We start from the raw sequence: 16,344 nt of genomic DNA on the forward strand, positions 1-16,344 counted from the left end.
TGATACCAAGCTTTGTTCCGGAAATAAAAAGCCCGCCGCTCTGAGGGGAGAGCAGCGGGCCAGGTCACGGAGTGCTGGGATCAACCAGCATGGGTCAACGGGCGGCGGAGGGGTTGGTTGCGGCCGGCGCTTACTCCGGAGTTCGTCCCGACGTTTGAAGTCGGCGGCTTGCTGATCAAAGCCGCGGTTACGGAGCGAATGCCCGTGCACTCCGGTTCGATTCTGCTCTGAGAATGTGTCCCGTTTTCGGCCAACTTGAGCTGGCATCGCTATTGCTACGCAATGGGATGGCCCATAACAAACCGTCTACCCCAGCTGTAGAAATCAGCCAATCCTTGGGCGAGTGGGTTGTTACGATCGTAGGAGCGGGCGGCAACACATATTCCAGAGTCTTCGAACGTGAGCCAGATGCCGTCGCCTTCGCCGAAGATCAGCGTTTGCGTCTTGGATTGCAAGTTTCGACGCCGCGACTAGCCACCTCGCAGCACGCGCCAGATATCTGACCAGTAGGCGGTGACTAGCGAAGCTAGCGCCGCCGCCGCCATACCGGTGACACCCAAAGCCCCAAGGCCCATCAGCTTCCATCGCGTCACCTCAGCCGTCACTTCCTTGACGCTGGTCATGTCGGCATTGAGCTTGCTGACCGCGCTTTCGGTGGCGCTCACGCGTTCAACCAGCTCATCGGTCTTCTGATACATTTTCGCGCGGCTGGCGGCGGCGCGCTGTTCGGATTGCTCGTAGCTCAGCGCGGCCCTCGCATCGCTGTCTTTGATGTCGCGACGGATTTCGGTGATGTCCCGCTGCATATCCTGCGTGGCTTGCAGCAGGCCGCCGATCATCATTTCCAAGCTTTGCGTTCCTGATGTCGGCATCATCCCCTCCCCGATGCTAGCGCCAGCAGCAACGGCGCTGGCCGTTGCGGTCGTTGCCCAGCACGCGCTCATAGCTGGGCCGATCGGCGTCGATCAGCGCCACCCTGCCGGCCGGGCTAAGGCTTGCCTTCAGGAAGCCCGCGCAGCTGCTCGCAGGCGTCGACTGGTATGCCACGACCGCAATCGCCTGCTAGGCAAGTGCGATCGAAACAACACCCGGGCGTCCTCATATTCGCCAATGGCCGGATCGCCGCAGCGGCTGAAGGCGATCACCCCAGCGGCGGTCTTAGAGCATGGACGGCTATGAAACCTGATGAACAGAAAGCGGTGTTGAAAGATTGCGGCGATGGACGGCTGATCCTAGGCCGGGCGTCGCCTGCTAGGCCACGCCACGCGAGCTTGTTGTGTTCAAGCCGACTCGGAAAAATACGACCCCACCCCTGGAACCAATATCCACACGGGCTGTTGAGCTGTGCTGGTACAAATGTTCCGCGGTACATTTCCACCCGATTGGCGTGCTCGACACACGAAGTCAAAGCGAGAAGCCGCCTGTGGGAAACGATATGAAATTCGTTAAGGTTGCAGCGCCGTTGGCATTGTTTTGCGCGCTTGGTGTCAGCCCGGCGTTCGCTGTATGCAATATCTCCGATGCGAAACTTGAGGAGGCCGTGCTCAAGAGCCCGGAGTTGCGCAAGCCAGAAAACCGATACCTGGTTCATGACCTGCGCACTTTGAGGGATGCGGCGTTCATTCTATGGACATACGGTTTGCACGACGATTGCGAGCGCGTGCTCGCCAATATCCGCCAACTGATCGCCGCGCCGTCAATGGCCAAGCTCGCGGGTAATGATGAGGATCTTGCCGATGAACAATTGGCAGCAGGCGAACCTAAGCAGCATGAAGGCGGGGATATCCAAGGCAATCGTGACGCCCCAGACGCCCGCCCGCTCATCAATCTTGACGACCTTGGACCTGGCCTTCGCGTCGACGAGATCGTCGGCTCCGAGGTCCGCAGCTCGGATGACAAGATCGTTGGCGAAGTTCGAAATGTCGTGATTGGCACGAAGGACCGATGGGACTACGCAGTCGTTGCCTCCGGTGGGTTCTTTATCGCCGGGAGGGACAGCATCGTCGTCCCGCTACGTTATCTTCAAGTGAACGAAGAGCGGACAAGCTTCTACCTCCGCATCTCCAGCGCCGATGTCAAAGCCGTGCCGTTGATGCCCGACCAGAAATATCTGTGGCTTGCGGATGAAGCGTGGCGAGCGAAGAACGATGCGATCTTCCAGAAGTTGATTCCGGACCCGGTTCGCTCTGGAACCCCGTCGGTCCCACAAGCCAATACCGACTCCAAGTGAAAGATCGAGCCAAGCCAGCTCGTTCTTTGGCGGTCAGCGTGTTGCCGTAGGCTGTCACGCGGACGGTCCATTTTTTGTCGCGAATTATTTCGACTGCGTGCTCGGGCGATCCCATGTGTCCTCCCACGATCACCAAGTGAGGGCACGTAGATAGCGTCGCAAAAGTCGTTTGAATGCAAACAATTCGAAACGTCGGTGTCGTAATGGCGTTGGTCCGGTCAAATGGCCTGTTGCCCATGCTCCGGATGGTGCGTCTAGCCGTTCGGCTTCTGCCCACTGGATATGGACGCGCTCACTCGTGCGTAATATGGATGGGGAATGGTCTGTTATGGCGCTTTCGTCGCCAAATGCAGGCTATGATGACGTTCGATCAATGACGCTGTGCCGGCCGGATTGACCTTTCGATCTGACGCCGTCCTGTAAAGTGTCGATACCGGGGGACCTAGTCATGAGCGACAATAAGCCGACTGTAGACGTTACCAAGGACTGGCAAGCATCGCAGGGCCAGAAGTCCGGTGCAACGCGCCTTCGCCTTTTCGCAGTGCTGTCGTGGGTCGTTGCCATTGGCGGCGAGATCGCCGGCATTGTTCTACTCTACCGGCACAAATTCGACCAGGGCAACCTGCCGCTTCTGATCGGCATTCTGATCGGGATCGCGATTTTTGCCATCGCCGGCAGCCTGCTTTGGAAGGCGGCCAACAGGCAGGACCCGGCTCGCGAATCCGAGCCATTCAAGTTCTTCGTCCAGAACCAGCTAGGCGCGATCATCACGCTTATTGCCTTCTTGCCGCTGGTTCTGCTGATCCTCAACGACAAGAGCATGGACCCGAAGAGCAAGAAAATTGCCGGCGGCGTCGGCGCGGTGCTCGCCGTGCTGGCGACGCTGATCGGGGTGAGCTACCAACCCCCGTCGGTGGAGCAGTACACGCAGGACATGAACGCGTGCGCCTCGCAAATCAAGGCGGGGCAGCCGACCACAGCCTGTTCGCCCGAGGTCGCCGCCCAGGCGCAGGCGATCGCCACCGACTCCACCACGGTGGCTGCTGCCACGAAAGACTCGGCACACCCCAATGGCCAGGATATCGTCTATTGGATCGCGCCGGAAAACGGCGCCGCCAAGTCCGAGACAGAGCATGTCTTCCACCTCTGCGCAGCCGTCAGTCCGCTGAAGGACAAGACCGTGAACAGCGGTACCGTGACGGAGGCCTACGCACAGAACGCCATCCGCATCACCAAGCAGATCGAGATGGAACAGAAGCAGTGCGGGTTCACGACCACGACCCCATAAATCCGCGATGAACTGGCCGTGCGAGGCGAGTATCTGGCTTGCGCCCCCGCGATGCGGTTCATTGAGGATACCGTCGTTCGAATACCGGAGCGCGTGAACCAGATCGCCACAGCGCAGTTGCGACTGAACGACGCCGGGCCGACTTCGCTACCCTTGCGTTGAAGTGGTCGAAGCCTGCGGCGAAAGGCACGATCGCGTCGTCGATGGCGATCAAAACAGGACCCCTTATCCGACTCTGCACGGCATCTCGGCACCAAGAAACCTGAACACAGGCGAAGGGCAATAGGGAAGGCCACCACGTTTCCACGATGACGAGACTGGATTTCGCGATAAAGCATCACAGACAACACCACTTCAGCGCTGCCTGCGGCTATTACAGCGGGTAGCGAATCCAAAAGTCTTTCGAGAGAAGCGTCGTTCATTTCAGAAACTTGGGAGTTCATGTCTTCAATGCACTCGACGAGGGTAGCCAGCAGTTCCGCAGGATATTTCTTCGCGTGTTTGAAGACATCAAACCTACCGTATAGAAGCTAGCGAATTATATGGGCAACTCTCATGCCGAGGCCGACCGTGAATTCGCCATGGTTAGCGGCGAAGTCCCACCCAAAAAAACCTGCCCAGCTAAAAAGCAGAATCGAAAAACGCATAATCGATTTCTAAATTAGACAACTTGAATAATAATTAAGCGATGGCTTGCGAACAAACGTTCGCCCTTCGATGTCAGAGGCAAAATATAACCGTTTGTGACTGTCCCGTCGTCGCTGGTACATCCGCAGTTCGACGACGTAAACGCAATGGACCAGTCGGGCGGAGGAAAGCAACGGCTCGGCGTTCAGTGGCGTACAAGGAGACCATAAGCGTCGTCCGACAAGAGTGCCCCTTCGAGGCTGGGCGGCGATTGAAGCCTGATTTAGACCCGTCGCCCCATTCACGGCAGCGACGAGCGTCCCAGGGGTAGCTGGGCGGCGATTGAAGCCTGATTTACACCCGTCGCCCCATTCACGGCAGCGACGAGCGTCCCAGGGGTAACGGTCGCGGAGCTTGCCGACGCGGGTCAGCCTCGGTCACATCAGAAACTATAAGCGGCCCCTAATGTTCATCTCAGACCGTCAACGCTTCTTAGGCGTCGGCGGAATGATCTCCTCGACCTGCTCCGTCGTGGGTCTATAGGCGAACAGTTCGAGCTGCCCCGACAATCTGAAGGCGGGTAGCCTGCCATGCGCCGAACGGGATATAGCGACCTCGTCAAGGCCTAGCCGTTAGGATGAGGATGCATGAGCCTGGTGCCGATTGCATGGACGTATTCACCGTCGGGCCGAGCCGTCGCCGAAGTCCCTTGCGGTCAGCACACCTTGTCGATTTCACCGAGACACCTCGCCGTCTTCACGACGAACCCTAAATAAAGAGTTGGACAACCATGACTGTTGCCGCCGCTCCCATCACCGCTGTCGCAAGCCACCCGATTAGCCGCATCCACCGAGGCACAGTCGCCTCACCCATTATGTCGCTTCTGACCGTCATTAGCATCATGACAGCCATGACGGGCGCGGCGACGACGCCGTTGACCACGGCGCTCCAGTAGAGCGCCTTGATCGGATTGATAGGCGTGAAATTCAGGCATGCTCCAACTAGGGTAGCGATCGCGATGGTCGCATAGAAAGCCTTGGCTTGCAGCGGTTCACGCTCCAGGCCCACCGGCCACTTGCGGGCCTCGCCCAATGCATACCCGGCGGAGCCGGCCAGGACCGGAATTGCCAGCAGTCCCGTTCCGATGACGCCAAGGGCGAAGATGGCGAAAGCGAAGACGCCTGCGACTGGCCGAAGAGCTTCGGCGGCCTGGCTGGTAGACTGAATGTCCGTGGTTCCGTTGGCATGGAGTGTCGCGCCGGCCGTGATCATGATGGCGAGGGCGACGATATTCGAAAATGCCATTCCAACGTAGGTATCCAGACGGATGCGCTCGATCGCGCTCTCGGCCTGTTCAGGCGCCTTTTTCAGGGGTTTACGTCGCGGCTTGGCCTTCTGGTCCTCGACCTCCTGTGAAGCCTGCCAGAAAAACAGGTATGGGCTGATGGTGGTGCCGAAAATAGCGACCACTGCTGTCCAGAACGAAGCATCGAGCGAGAGCTTGGGAATGAACAAGCCTTTTGCCACCTCGCTCCAGGGCACATGAACAAACAGCACCGTGCCGAAATAAGCGAATAGGGAAAGCGTAAGCCACTTCAACACAGAAACATAGCGGCTGTATTTGAGGAAAATTTGAAGTACGACGGAGATAGTACCTAACAGCACCACATAGAGGAGCGCTGGGCCGCCGATGATGAGCTTCAGCGCATCACCCATAGCGCCAAGATCGGCACCGATGTTGATGATGTTGGCGAGGATCAGCAGGACGACGACCGATTGCAGTAACCAATTCGGATAGTACTTCCGCATATTACCAGCGATGCCGCTGCCAGTGGTTCGGCCAATGCGGGCACTGATCTCCTGTACGACCGACATCAATGGATAGGAAAACAGCATGGTCCAGGTGAGCCCGAACCCGAATTGAGCCCCGGTCTGCGAATAGGTGGCGATACCACTCGGATCGTCGTCAGAAGCGCCCGTGATCAGGCCAGGTCCAAGAACCCCAAGCAGTCGCGGCTTGGATGGCCCAACAACTGGATTTGTAGCCTTCGCGCCCACGATGAAACCCCGCCCGATGAGAAAACGATCTGCTAACGTTCGGAATCGCTAAAAGGTCCAATTTTCAAAATCGGCCGATGGATGGCCCGGAAGCAATCTCTTGACAACCAAGGCGGCTATGGTGCCGGTCAGAGAAATCGCCAGCCCCACGCCTGTCAGGAAAATAATCTTCTGGAGGTTTGAGTCACGGCTCACTTCGCGCCCTCCCTTCAATAATGTCGCCTATCCCTCGCACCCGTTTTCCGGGGTATGTCCAATGCCGAAACAAGATCCTGAGACTTACGTTCCTCATCCACCCCGAAGCCCCCTCAATGTCGTGCCAGTATGCGGTCGCTGATTTCGGCTGTGACTCAGTTTGGCGTAACCCTCCCGACGCGGATGCATAACCTTTGGCAGACCAGATGCGCCATCGGTGGGTCAAGAACCATCCTATCGGAACCGGTAAGCCCGGTCGGCTGACGGTGCCAATGTGCATCGATCCTGCGGCAACGGCCGACAAGTTGCCCCGTCGGAGCGCTTGCCAGCTTGTTCTTGAGAGAACTCCGGCATTGCTCAAGCGATGAAAGAACCACAGGGGTATCGATTGGTTTGCAGACAAAGGGCTCGCTTGAGCTGCACGAAAGCAAAGTCATCACTGCCGCAGTTGCCGGGTCCATCGTTTATGCTCCCGATATTGGGCGACCATCAACGCCGAGCAATCAACCTCCAGCACTTCAGTCCGGCTGCTTCAAAAAGCCCGTCCCAGGTCGACCCGGGACGGGTATGAAAGTGCGCCAGAGAGCGCTATCGAATTATTTGCAATCAGCCAGGAGCTTCAACGCTTTGTCGGCGTCGCCCTTAGTCGCGTAGGTTTTTTTGCCGGCATCCATCAACTTCGTGCCGTCCGGCTTTTTCGTAACGACTTCACACTTCTTCGTGGCGGCATCCTTTGCCACCCAGTATTCCGTGGCAGCGAAAGCGGGCAGACTGCAAACGGTTACGATTGCAGCGGCAACGGCTACTTTGCGAAACATCCTCATTCCTCCATTAAGCGAACTTGTCCCTCCACTCCCAAGTTCCTGAACGACTTTGACGCCATCGTGGCGATAAGTTTACAAAACCGTATGGAACTGGGCCGCAGAGCCTACCGTGGCGGATAAGAGCGCCCGGCAGGCTCCTGACCAGTGCAGGCGAACGAGCACCCCCATCTCTTGTGCAACATGGGCAGGCAGCTGGATTTTTGTTTAGTCCTGATCGTCACGCTTCGGCATCGAAGGTAGTCGCGATTGTTTTGGTCGCAGTCGCTACGAGACCGGCAACGGCTCGACGCATAGCCACGCCCTCGCAAGTGAAGTGACCGTGCCGGTATAAGCCGTGCGCTGCCCCTCTTGGCGCCCCGCCGCCGGCCCCGTGAAATCGGCAGACACGATGCCCGCGTTTAGCCGGAGCCTTGACGGTGATCTTCAGGCCATGCGGCATGATTGGCGACTGGCAGAGGTAGCGGCGCCAGACGTGGTGGTGGCCGGCAACCATGCAGCGAAGGCGACTGAAATAGCTTTCCACCATGTTGGTGTGCTTGCCGGCGTGCCGATATCGTGTGGTGCGGCCTGCCGAGCCGTCGGACCGGCTCGTCTGCGCATGTCTCCAGTTATGCTGGATGAGGTCGGCACTGCCTTGCGCGCTGAAATGGTGCTGCGCTAGGACTGGGTAGCAGCCGGAAACTTGAGGCCGATCGAGCGCAAAGTGTGGCCTGTGAACGCCGAGCTCTTCGCCTCCTTCATCGCTTGCGCAGTCGCGCTAAGAGGCCGCGAAATCCGAACGGCAGCCGAACCGTCTGGATATCAATATGATCTGACCCAAATGCGCTCCGTTGCAGGAAATCCCCTAGTCCCTTCCGATCAAATGTCTGCTGGGTTTCAGGGCCAATGAACTGCAACCATCTCATGGAAGAGCAATCGGTCGCATAGATCGACATTGCTCCGCCGGGGCGTAGAACCCTGCGGGCTTCCGCTAGTGCTGTTCCGTCTGGGGAACAGAAATAGATCACGTTGACGGCTAGAACTTTGTCAACGGATGCGCTTTCCAGCGACAGGCACTCGAAGGTGCCCTGGATTAGCTTCAGTCTTCCCGCGTTGAATTGCCGCTCGGTTTCGCGTCTGGGCCTGACGGAACATTGTAGGCGACCGGTCTACCCCGGTAATCCTGCCGGTCCGCGCGAGCTGCGACATTTTCCTGAGCGCTAAGCCAGGCCCAAATCCTATTTCGAGCACGTCATCGTGTTCCGCGATGTCCAACAGTTCGATGGCTCGTTTGTTTGGCAAGAGATTTATCAGGCCCATTACCGCCCCGGTCAAACGTCCGAACGTGCCTTCCGGCATGGAAAACTGTTGGGAGATGAAGTCATGCAGGCCTAGGGCGCCCATGCCTTCAATTGTTTTCTCGATTAGCTCAGGCTGCAGGAGCGACATGCGAGGGGCTAGGAGTAAGTCAGGCACTACTGGCGTTAAGGGCGCCTCCTGGGCAATTTCATCGTACATTCGGTTTTTGCTGCTTCTGGTTAGCAACCGGCAAAATCTGTCACTGGCCTTCAATAATCGAAGCCACAGCTTGCGGGTATTTCGGTTGGCGGGTCTCGTGAGGAATTGCGCCAACGTGGCCTTTTTTCATTCACTCGATCCAAGATTCTGGCTTAGTGGAAGATAGGCCAGACACATCTCACCCGCGACTTACAGATTCGTATTGTTGGGAAGCCGCTGGAAGCGCGGGCACGCAAGACCCGTCGTGGTGCGGACAGCACTGCAGTGATATTGTCGTGCCGCCAAGAGTGAGGGAGCGATGACCGAGACGCTCGCAACTGACGACGACCGCGAGGAACTGGATCTGCTTCTGCGCGGATTTCAGGTGTCGCGCATGCTCAGGCTGATCGCCGATCTCGGGATAGCGGACAAGATCCCTGCGGATGGGCAGGTCATGGTGAAGGATATTGCCGCCGCTTGCGCCGTGCTGCCCGAGCCCATGCTGCGCGTTCTGCGCGCGTTAGCCGCCTTTCGAATCTTCGAGGTTGCAGCCGACGGCTCTGTCTCGCATACGCCGCGCTCGCGCCTGCTGCGGACGGACACGCCGAACAGCCTGCACCACGCGGCCCGCTTCTGGACCGGGCCTGGTTCATGGGGTGCCTGGAACAAGCTGGACGTTGCGATGACTGGCGGCACGCCGCATGAGGCAGCCTGGAGCATAGGCCGCTTCGCCTATCTCAAACAGCATCCGGACGAAGCCCGCCTGTTCGACGCGATGATGGCGAATTTCCCGGACAATCGGCACGCCGCCGTGGCCGCTGCCTATGATTTCTCGGGCGCAGGTCTCATCGCCGATATCGGCGGCGGCAATGGCGCGGCGCTTCGCCAGATCCTCACGCGCTTCTCCACGCCGCGCGGCCTTGTCTTCGACCGCGAGGACGTCATCACAGCCGTCACTCCCGACGATCTGATGGAAGGCCGTATCACTGCCCAGGGCGGCAGCTTCTTCGACCAGGTGCCGGCCGGGGCCGACATCTACATGCTGATTCGGGTTCTGCATGACTGGCCCGACGAGGATTGCCTGCGCATCCTTCGGGTTTGCCGCGCAGCGATGGGGGGCCCGCAGGCGCGGTTGCTCCTAGGCGAACAGATCCTGGAACCGGATCCTGCACGCGGCCGGGCGACCGGCTATCTCATCGACGTTCAGATGATGACGATGTTCGGGCACGCCCGCGCACGCAGCGTGGCCGAATTTCGCGATCTGTTCGCTCAATCCGGTTTCTGGTTGCGCCAGGTCATTCCAACAGCATCACCGGTTTCGATCATCGAGGCCGCGCCGATCGCTGACCCTTTCTAGGGCACGGACGAGTTGTGAGTATATTGGCTACCCGAAGGTCCGCTTCCCCTTTGCTATCATTTGGCCTCCGCTAATCTGGCGGGCTGTCTAGGCATTTGGAACGATCCAGCCGGTGACGAGGCAAACATCCGCTGGGCGCGCGGCCTGTGGAATGCGGTCAGACCATTTTCAACCGGCGGCGTTTATGCCAACAATCTTGGTGATGAGTGTGACGAGCGCGTGCGGGGTGCCTACGGCGCTAATTATGCGCGCCTTGCCGCTATCGAGAAGCAATACGTGCGATTGAATCAGAATATCAGGCCTGGATAAATCGAAAATCCGTGGGGGAACCGTGCGCAGTCGCTGGACGATCCTTGCTGTCCTGTTTGCCGCGCGCGCAGCAATGGCGTTTCAGTTTCAGAGCGTCGGCGCCGTCGCGCCTCTTATCAGCGGTAGCGTCGGTGCGAGCCTGGCCGACATTGGCATTTTAATCGGCCTCTATCTTGCACCGGGAGTCGCATTGGCCCTGCCTGGCGCGACCATCGGCGAGCGCTATGGCGACAAGGCGACCGTTCTCGCCGGTCTCCTGATGATGCTGGTGGGTGAAATGCTGATGGCGGCATCGCCTTTGTGGACCCTGCAAGTCGGCGGCCGTTTGATAAGCGGCACTGGCGGCGTTCTCCTGAACGTCCTGATGACCAAGATGGTCGCCGACTGGTTTGCCGGCCGGGAAATCGCAACCGCCATGGCCATCTACATCAACTCGTGGCCAGCGGGCATCGCCATTGCACTCGTGGTGCTGCCGCCAATCGGAACAACATTCGGGGTAACCGCCGTGGGCATTGCCGTTTCGGTCCTGGTCATCGCCGCCATCGGCCTGATAACGTTCATCTATCGCACCCCGGAGGGATCGCCCGCCAGTGGTGTCGAACGCGCTGGCATTTCGGCGGGGACAGCCTATGCCCTCATCGCCGCCGGCCTGATCTGGTGCCTCTACAATGTCGGCTTCGCAATGGTCTTCAGCTTCGGTCCGTCGATGCTCGTCGAGCGCGGGTGGTCAAACGCCGCAGCGGGATCGACGATCAGCGTCGTGCTTTGGCTCGCGACCCTTTCGGTCCCTCTGGGTGGCTTCCTGGCCGATCGCACCAAACGCAGCGGCGCTGTTCTAGCCATAGGCTGTTCAGGCTTTGCATTCCTGGTGCTGCTTCTGTCGCGAAACGGACCGGCGCTGCTCCTCGGCATTGCTATGGGGATCGTGTGCGGCTTGCCTGCCGGCGCGATTGTGAGCTTGCCCACGCGGGTGCTCGAGCAGAAGACGCGATCGATCGGGATGGGAGTGTTCTACACCGTCTACTATGCCGGCATGCTGGCTGCGCCGGTGATCGGCGGCAAACTTGCAACCTGGGCCGGCACGGCGGCCGCCGCGCTCGCTTTCGGCGCTGCCGCTCTCTTCCTTTGCCCTCTCCTTCTTTGGTCATTTTACCGGATCAGCCGCCTCTCACGGCCGATGGTGGCACCATCCAGGCAAGGCGGCTAGTCGCACCGATATTGCTGGTAACGCGACATCAGCACGGTTTCCCGGCTCCCGGTCTGACCGATCCTATGGCACTACTCTGGCACTACCGGGGCGGCAATCGAGACAATCCGCGCGGAATAGATTCCGTCAGCGCCCACGGCGTCCAGCATCACGATGTTACCGCTCTGTTTTGAAAAATCGAGCGGAACAAGAGGTGCGCCCGGGCTGCCCGACGAGACCGAGACCTCGAGGCTCACCAGCTGTTGGCTTTCGACGAGAGCAAAACCAGCAGTGTGCCCTCCGCCCTGATGTAACCAACATAGCAATCCTTTGCGACCAGGGCGAGCACAGCTTCGGTCCGGTATTCCGCGGACTAGGAAGCGCCATTCGAGACCGACAAGGCACTCGCTATGGTGATGAGACATTTACCGGCCGTCTTGTAGGGCTTGGCCATACGTGTCCTCCCTCTCTTGCGGCGGAAAGTGACCAGGCCACCCGTTCAAACGTGAATAATTTCCAATATAAACATTACGGTACTCTGATAGTATGGCCAATTTCTCACAGAATTGTAATTTCGGCAGAAGTAATAACCTCAAATTGGCTCATGCTACCTCGTGTAACACCTACCTGAAGGGAGAATGCATCGGTTAAGGTGTTTTCCCGGCACCGCAGTCAACATACAGCATTTAACGCACGCGGACGGATTTATTACAAAACTGTAACTCGCCAGACAGGTTGAGGTGAAGTCAGCGCCCTATGCTGCTGATGTCGGCTGCTTCAGCTGACATACGATGAACCATGAGCCGGCAGACCGGCTCCGAAGAAGGAAATCACGCATGAAGAATCTGACCCTCGCCCTTGCTCTCGGCACGCTTGCTCTTGCCGTTCCGTTGTCATCTGTGTTCGCGGCCAATGTGCCTTGCGAGGAAATGCTCAAGACGTTGCGCGCAACCGAAGCCACCGCAAAGACGAGCGACGCGGATAAGGCCAAGATTGCCGATCTTGAGACCAAAGGCATCGAGCGGTGCAATGCTGACGACGACAAGCGTGCGGACGACTTCTTCACCCAGGCCATGAAAGTCATGGGCAAGTAGGCCAGCCGACAACAATCAACGCCTCGATCACAGGACACCATCATGCCGCTCTCAAGCTATCAACCGGTCCAACGGGCCGCAAACCGTGTACCGGACGTCACCGTGGATTTCTGGCTGATCAAACTCATGGCCGTGACCATGGGTGAAACGGCGGCGGACTACCTCGCCGTCAACCTCGGCCTCGGGCTGACGATGACATCGCTGATCATGACTGGTGTCCTGCTGGTCGCCCTGGTCTTCCAATTCGCCCAAAAGCGCTACATTCCTTGGGCCTATTGGCTAGCTGTTGTGCTGATCAGCGTCGTGGGTACGCTGGTTACCGACAATCTCGTCGACAATTTCGGCGTGCGCCTGGAAACGACAACGGTGGCGTTCAGCGTCGTTCTCGCTGCGACATTTGCCGTCTGGTACGCCAGCGAAAGAACACTGTCGATCCACACCATCTACACGACCAAACGTGAAGTCTTCTACTGGCTGGCAATCCTCTTTACGTTCTCGCTGGGAACGGCCGCAGGCGATTTGGTCGCCGAAACATTCAACATGGGCTATCTGACGACCGGCCTTTTGTTTGGTGGCGTGATCGCCGTGATCGCCCTGGCCTACTATGTCTTCAGGCTGAATGGGATCCTCGCTTTCTGGCTTGCGTATATCCTGACAAGGCCATTGGGCGCCTCGTTTGGTGACTTGCTGTCGCAACCCCTTGAATATGGTGGCTTGGGTTTTGGCACGACCTTAACGAGCGTGATCTTCCTCGGCTGCATAGCCGCCCTTGTCTTCTACATGAGCATTAAGAGGCGCGATGTGCCGCTCGGCGAAGGCTTGGTCGAGACAGATTAATCGACTTGGGTTGGTGAATATCTTGCTCCGACATGGAAGCCGTAACGGCTCAGCAAAAGGTATGAGCAACAAGATCGTGGTCCAACCACAAGCGGCTGGCGATGTGTCGCTAGCCGATATACTATGTTGATATTCATGTGGGCAGGGGACGACTGGCAATACGAATTCTTATTTTAGAGGACGACGCTAGAACGTCACAATATATCGCCAACGGTCTGTCGGAGGCCGGTCACGTCTGCGATATCTTGGTCAACGGACACGACGCCCTGTTTGCTGCAACAAGCAGTACTTACGACGTGATCGTCGCCGACAGGATGGTTCCTGGCCTCGACGGCCTGTCGATGATCAAGGCAGCCCGCGCCGCCGGTGTGCGCACGCCCGCTATTTTCCTGGCGTCGGTCGGTGGCCTCGACGACCGCGTCGAAGGACTGGAAGCGGGCGGCGACGATTATCTCGTGAAGCCATTCGCCTTTTCCGAGCTACTCGCCCGCGTCAACGCCCTGGGTCGCCGGCCGGCGGCTCAAGACCAGAAGACCACCTTTCGGGTCGCGACCTCGAGATGGACCTGATCATGCGCCGTGTTACGCGCGGTGGCCAGACCATCGACCTCCAGCCACGGGAATTCGGCCTGCTTGAGGTACTTCTGCGTGGCGAAGGGCGGGTCATCACAAGGACCATGCTCCTTGAACGTGTCTGGGACTTCCATTTCGACCCCAAAACCAGCGTGGTCGAGACGATATCAGTCGGCTGCGAAAGAAAATTGCTAAGCCTTTCGAAACCTAACTAACTACAGGCTTTTTCGGAGCACGCCTTTTCGGCTTGCGTTGACGTTTGCATTCCTGTTCGTGCTCGCTTTCATAGTCTCCGGCGGTATCGTGTATCGCCTGATGAGCCTCGACTTGGCCGACCGTCTAGATGAGTCTATCCGGGAAACCTACTCTGTCGTCGCGGCAACCTACGGCGCAAACGATCTTGATGATCTGATCGCCACGGTCGACAGCCATTCCAAGATCAGCACCAAGAAAGAACAGCTCTATTCACTCACAGGCTCGAACGGCAAGCATCTCGCCGGCTACTTCATCGCGACCGCCCTTCCCGAAGGATTCTCAATCGTCAGTACCCAGACGCTGGAGATAACGTCAGACGCGCGGTATCGGGCCTATTCAGGCTTGGTCGGGGGAAACAACCTGACAATAGTCTTCAGCCTGCCCGAAACCGAGGAGCTGGAGACCATCGTCCTCATGAGTTTTGGCTGGGGAACACTCATCGTCAGAGGCCTCGCTGTGATCGGAGGTGCCCTGCTCGCATCCCGCGTCCAGCGACGACTGGACGGGATTGCCGCGACGATGGTGGACGTATCACACGGCCGGCTCAGCGCCCGCATTCCACTGACCGGAAATGGGGACGACATCGACGTGGTTTCCGGCCAGGGTAACGCCGCGCTTGATCGTCTTTCAGCCCTCGTTGACGGTATGAAACAGGTCAGCACCAACATCGCGCACAACCTGAAAACCCCACTGAACCGGCTGCAGATGATATTGGGTACAGCGATCCCAAAGGCCGAACAGGGCCAGGCCGTGACCGAATAGCTCGCCGAGGCCCGGCCGAGGGCCTCGAGATCAATGAAACGTTCGACGCACTGCTTCGTATCGCCCAGATTGAGGCTGGCGCACGCAAGGCGCGGTTTTAGGACCTGGATCTCAACAGCGTTGTTGACGCTATTGTTGAGGTCTACGCCGACGTTGCGGAGGATGACGGCAAGTCGCTGTTGGCAGCACCACTACAAGTCGGGGGAGCCCCCAATGATGGAGATAGGGAGCTCCTAACCCAGATGTTCGCGAACTTGGCGGAAATGCCCTGAGACACTGTCCCGAAGGCACGCTACCGGTTATCGACAGCGCGGCGGTCGGGTCGCATCCTCGCGACGGTCCGCGACACCGGGCCAGGCATTCCCGCCGAAGAGCGCGAAAAGGTCTTCCAGAGGCTTTACCGACTTGACACCAGCCGGTCCACGCCAGGGAGCGGTCTCGGACTAAGCCTTGTGAGGGCAATAGCAGACTTACATGGCGCGACCATAGCGCTTGAAGACTCTGGACCCGGCTTGGCAGTTATCGTGGCTTTCCAGCAGCCGATTAATCAACTGTGCAGGCGCGAAGGCTGCCTTGGGAAGCTTACCGATCCGTATAGGTGCGGCGACCTCGCTGTAAGTTTGACGCGGTAGATTGAACGCACTGTCTGTTCAATTGGAAAGGCCGCAACAATTATGACACGTATTTCTTCAACGACCCGCACTCTGCCTACTTTGACGCTCGCCATGGCCTTGGGAGCCATGGGGGCATTTCTTCCAGCTATCGGCGGCCAGGCCGCGGCCGCTGAAAAGGCTGTCCCTGCGGAAAAGAACCCTCCCGGCGATATCCCGGACTCCCAAGTCTTCATCGACTACGCATCCTCACAGGGTTTTACGATGAAGGTGCCGGAGGGCTGGGCGCGATCGGATCGTGCCGACGGCGCAAGCTTCATTGATAAGCTCGACGGCGTTGTTGTCTCTGCGTCCAAGGCGGCCACCGCGCCGACGGTCGAGAGCGCCAAGGCAACGTCTGTTCCGGAGCTGGAGAAGGCCGAACGCGCCGTGAAGGTTACCGCAGTCAAGGAGGTCAAGCTGCCGGCAGGTCCAGCCATCCGCATCGTTTACACATCCAATTCCGAACCCAATGCCGTCACCAACAAGCAAATCCGGCTCGAGAACGAGCGCTACCTCTATTTCAAGGATGGCAAGCTGGTCACGCTTGAACTCTATGCGCCCAAGGGCGCGGACAACGTCGATCAATGGCAGCTGATGTCCAACTCGTTCACGTGGAAGTGA

At 58.5% G+C, this 16,344-nt stretch carries 16 protein-coding genes and 2 pseudogenes; 10 read left to right on the forward strand and 8 right to left on the reverse strand.

Annotated elements, in window-relative coordinates; all coding sequences use genetic code 11:
- Positions 1–470 precede the first annotated feature (470 nt).
- On the reverse strand, positions 471–842 hold the full coding sequence (locus tag JG746_RS33380) for a DUF1515 family protein (RefSeq protein WP_244730959.1): 372 nt from the start codon (positions 840–842) through the stop codon (positions 471–473).
- A 46-nt stretch (positions 843–888) separates the two neighbouring features.
- Complete coding sequence (locus JG746_RS33385) at positions 889–1,047, reverse strand: hypothetical protein (protein ID WP_202356195.1); 159 nt, start codon at positions 1,045–1,047, stop codon at positions 889–891.
- 340 nt (positions 1,048–1,387) lie between these two features.
- Here JG746_RS33385 and JG746_RS33390 point away from each other — a divergent pair, with 340 nt between their 5' ends.
- A complete protein-coding gene (locus JG746_RS33390; protein ID WP_202356196.1) occupies positions 1,388–2,230 on the forward strand; it encodes a PRC-barrel domain-containing protein in 843 nt (280 codons plus the stop codon).
- 448 nt (positions 2,231–2,678) lie between these two features.
- Positions 2,679–3,518, forward strand: coding sequence for a hypothetical protein (locus tag JG746_RS33395; protein WP_202356197.1), 840 nt, complete (start codon positions 2,679–2,681; stop codon positions 3,516–3,518).
- A gap of 1,395 nt (positions 3,519–4,913) precedes the next feature.
- On the opposite strand, the gene JG746_RS33400 is transcribed toward JG746_RS33395, so the two are convergent.
- The 6 genes and pseudogenes from JG746_RS33400 to JG746_RS33425 form a co-directional block, all read right to left on the reverse strand.
- Positions 4,914–6,203 carry an NRAMP family divalent metal transporter gene (locus JG746_RS33400; protein WP_244730613.1) on the reverse strand — a complete coding sequence of 430 codons (1,290 nt, stop codon included), beginning with the start codon at positions 6,201–6,203 and terminating at the stop codon, positions 4,914–4,916.
- A 48-nt stretch (positions 6,204–6,251) separates the two neighbouring features.
- Entirely contained in the window at positions 6,252–6,398 is a 147-nt protein-coding gene (locus JG746_RS33405) for a hypothetical protein (RefSeq protein WP_202356198.1), read from the reverse strand.
- Between the two features lie 596 nt (positions 6,399–6,994).
- A complete protein-coding gene (locus JG746_RS33410; protein WP_044551197.1) occupies positions 6,995–7,216 on the reverse strand; it encodes a hypothetical protein in 222 nt (73 codons plus the stop codon).
- A 416-nt stretch (positions 7,217–7,632) separates the two neighbouring features.
- A pseudogene (locus tag JG746_RS33415) lies at positions 7,633–7,769 on the reverse strand (IS1595 family transposase); the annotation flags it as partial.
- Between the two features lie 190 nt (positions 7,770–7,959).
- Complete coding sequence (locus JG746_RS37940; RefSeq protein ID WP_202359550.1) at positions 7,960–8,304, reverse strand: methyltransferase domain-containing protein; 345 nt, start codon at positions 8,302–8,304, stop codon at positions 7,960–7,962.
- Positions 8,249–8,719 carry a class I SAM-dependent methyltransferase gene (locus tag JG746_RS33425; RefSeq protein ID WP_202356199.1) on the reverse strand — a complete coding sequence of 157 codons (471 nt, stop codon included), beginning with the start codon at positions 8,717–8,719 and terminating at the stop codon, positions 8,249–8,251. Before JG746_RS33425 ends, JG746_RS37940 begins: the two co-directional genes overlap by 56 nt.
- A 298-nt stretch (positions 8,720–9,017) precedes the next feature.
- On the opposite strand from JG746_RS33425, the gene JG746_RS33430 reads away from it, so the two are divergent.
- From JG746_RS33430 to JG746_RS33460, 8 genes and pseudogenes are all read left to right on the forward strand, one after another.
- Positions 9,018–10,055: a methyltransferase gene (locus tag JG746_RS33430; RefSeq protein ID WP_202356200.1), complete on the forward strand. Its 1,038-nt coding sequence runs from the start codon at positions 9,018–9,020 to the stop codon at positions 10,053–10,055.
- Positions 10,056–10,386: 331 nt separating this feature from the next.
- Entirely contained in the window at positions 10,387–11,571 is a 1,185-nt protein-coding gene (locus JG746_RS33435) for an MFS transporter (RefSeq protein WP_202356201.1), read from the forward strand.
- A gap of 815 nt (positions 11,572–12,386) precedes the next feature.
- The gene (locus tag JG746_RS33440) at positions 12,387–12,644 is read left to right on the forward strand and encodes a hypothetical protein (protein ID WP_202356202.1); all 258 of its coding nucleotides are present in this window, start codon (positions 12,387–12,389) and stop codon (positions 12,642–12,644) included.
- A gap of 42 nt (positions 12,645–12,686) precedes the next feature.
- Entirely contained in the window at positions 12,687–13,481 is a 795-nt protein-coding gene (locus tag JG746_RS33445) for a COG4705 family protein (protein WP_202356203.1), read from the forward strand.
- 158 nt (positions 13,482–13,639) lie between these two features.
- Positions 13,640–14,264: pseudogene (locus JG746_RS33450) on the forward strand (response regulator).
- A 41-nt stretch (positions 14,265–14,305) separates the two neighbouring features.
- Complete coding sequence (locus JG746_RS37400) at positions 14,306–15,070, forward strand: hypothetical protein (RefSeq protein ID WP_244730614.1); 765 nt, start codon at positions 14,306–14,308, stop codon at positions 15,068–15,070.
- Positions 15,071–15,429: 359 nt separating this feature from the next.
- Positions 15,430–15,702: a sensor histidine kinase gene (locus JG746_RS37405; protein WP_244730960.1), complete on the forward strand. Its 273-nt coding sequence runs from the start codon at positions 15,430–15,432 to the stop codon at positions 15,700–15,702.
- 93 nt (positions 15,703–15,795) lie between these two features.
- Entirely contained in the window at positions 15,796–16,344 is a 549-nt protein-coding gene (locus tag JG746_RS33460; RefSeq protein ID WP_202356204.1) for a hypothetical protein, read from the forward strand.

Origin of the sequence: Mesorhizobium sp. 113-3-3 (genome assembly GCF_016756495.1) — a bacterium.
Classification (GTDB): Bacteria; Pseudomonadota; Alphaproteobacteria; order Rhizobiales; family Rhizobiaceae; genus Mesorhizobium.

Excerpts from the sequence above, each read along its gene's own strand:
- JG746_RS33380 (WP_244730959.1), bottom strand. The coding sequence starts at position 842 with ATGATGATCGGCGGCCTGCTGCAAGCCACGCAGGATATGCAGCGGGAC.
- JG746_RS33395 (WP_202356197.1), top strand. The coding sequence starts at position 2,679 with ATGAGCGACAATAAGCCGACTGTAGACGTTACCAAGGACTGGCAAGCA.
- JG746_RS33410 (WP_044551197.1), bottom strand. The coding sequence starts at position 7,216 with ATGTTTCGCAAAGTAGCCGTTGCCGCTGCAATCGTAACCGTTTGCAGT.
- JG746_RS33425 (WP_202356199.1), bottom strand. The coding sequence starts at position 8,719 with ATGTACGATGAAATTGCCCAGGAGGCGCCCTTAACGCCAGTAGTGCCT.
- JG746_RS33430 (WP_202356200.1), top strand. The coding sequence starts at position 9,018 with ATGACCGAGACGCTCGCAACTGACGACGACCGCGAGGAACTGGATCTG.
- JG746_RS33440 (WP_202356202.1), top strand. The coding sequence starts at position 12,387 with ATGAAGAATCTGACCCTCGCCCTTGCTCTCGGCACGCTTGCTCTTGCC.
- JG746_RS33445 (WP_202356203.1), top strand. The coding sequence starts at position 12,687 with ATGCCGCTCTCAAGCTATCAACCGGTCCAACGGGCCGCAAACCGTGTA.
- JG746_RS33460 (WP_202356204.1), top strand. The coding sequence starts at position 15,796 with ATGGCCTTGGGAGCCATGGGGGCATTTCTTCCAGCTATCGGCGGCCAG.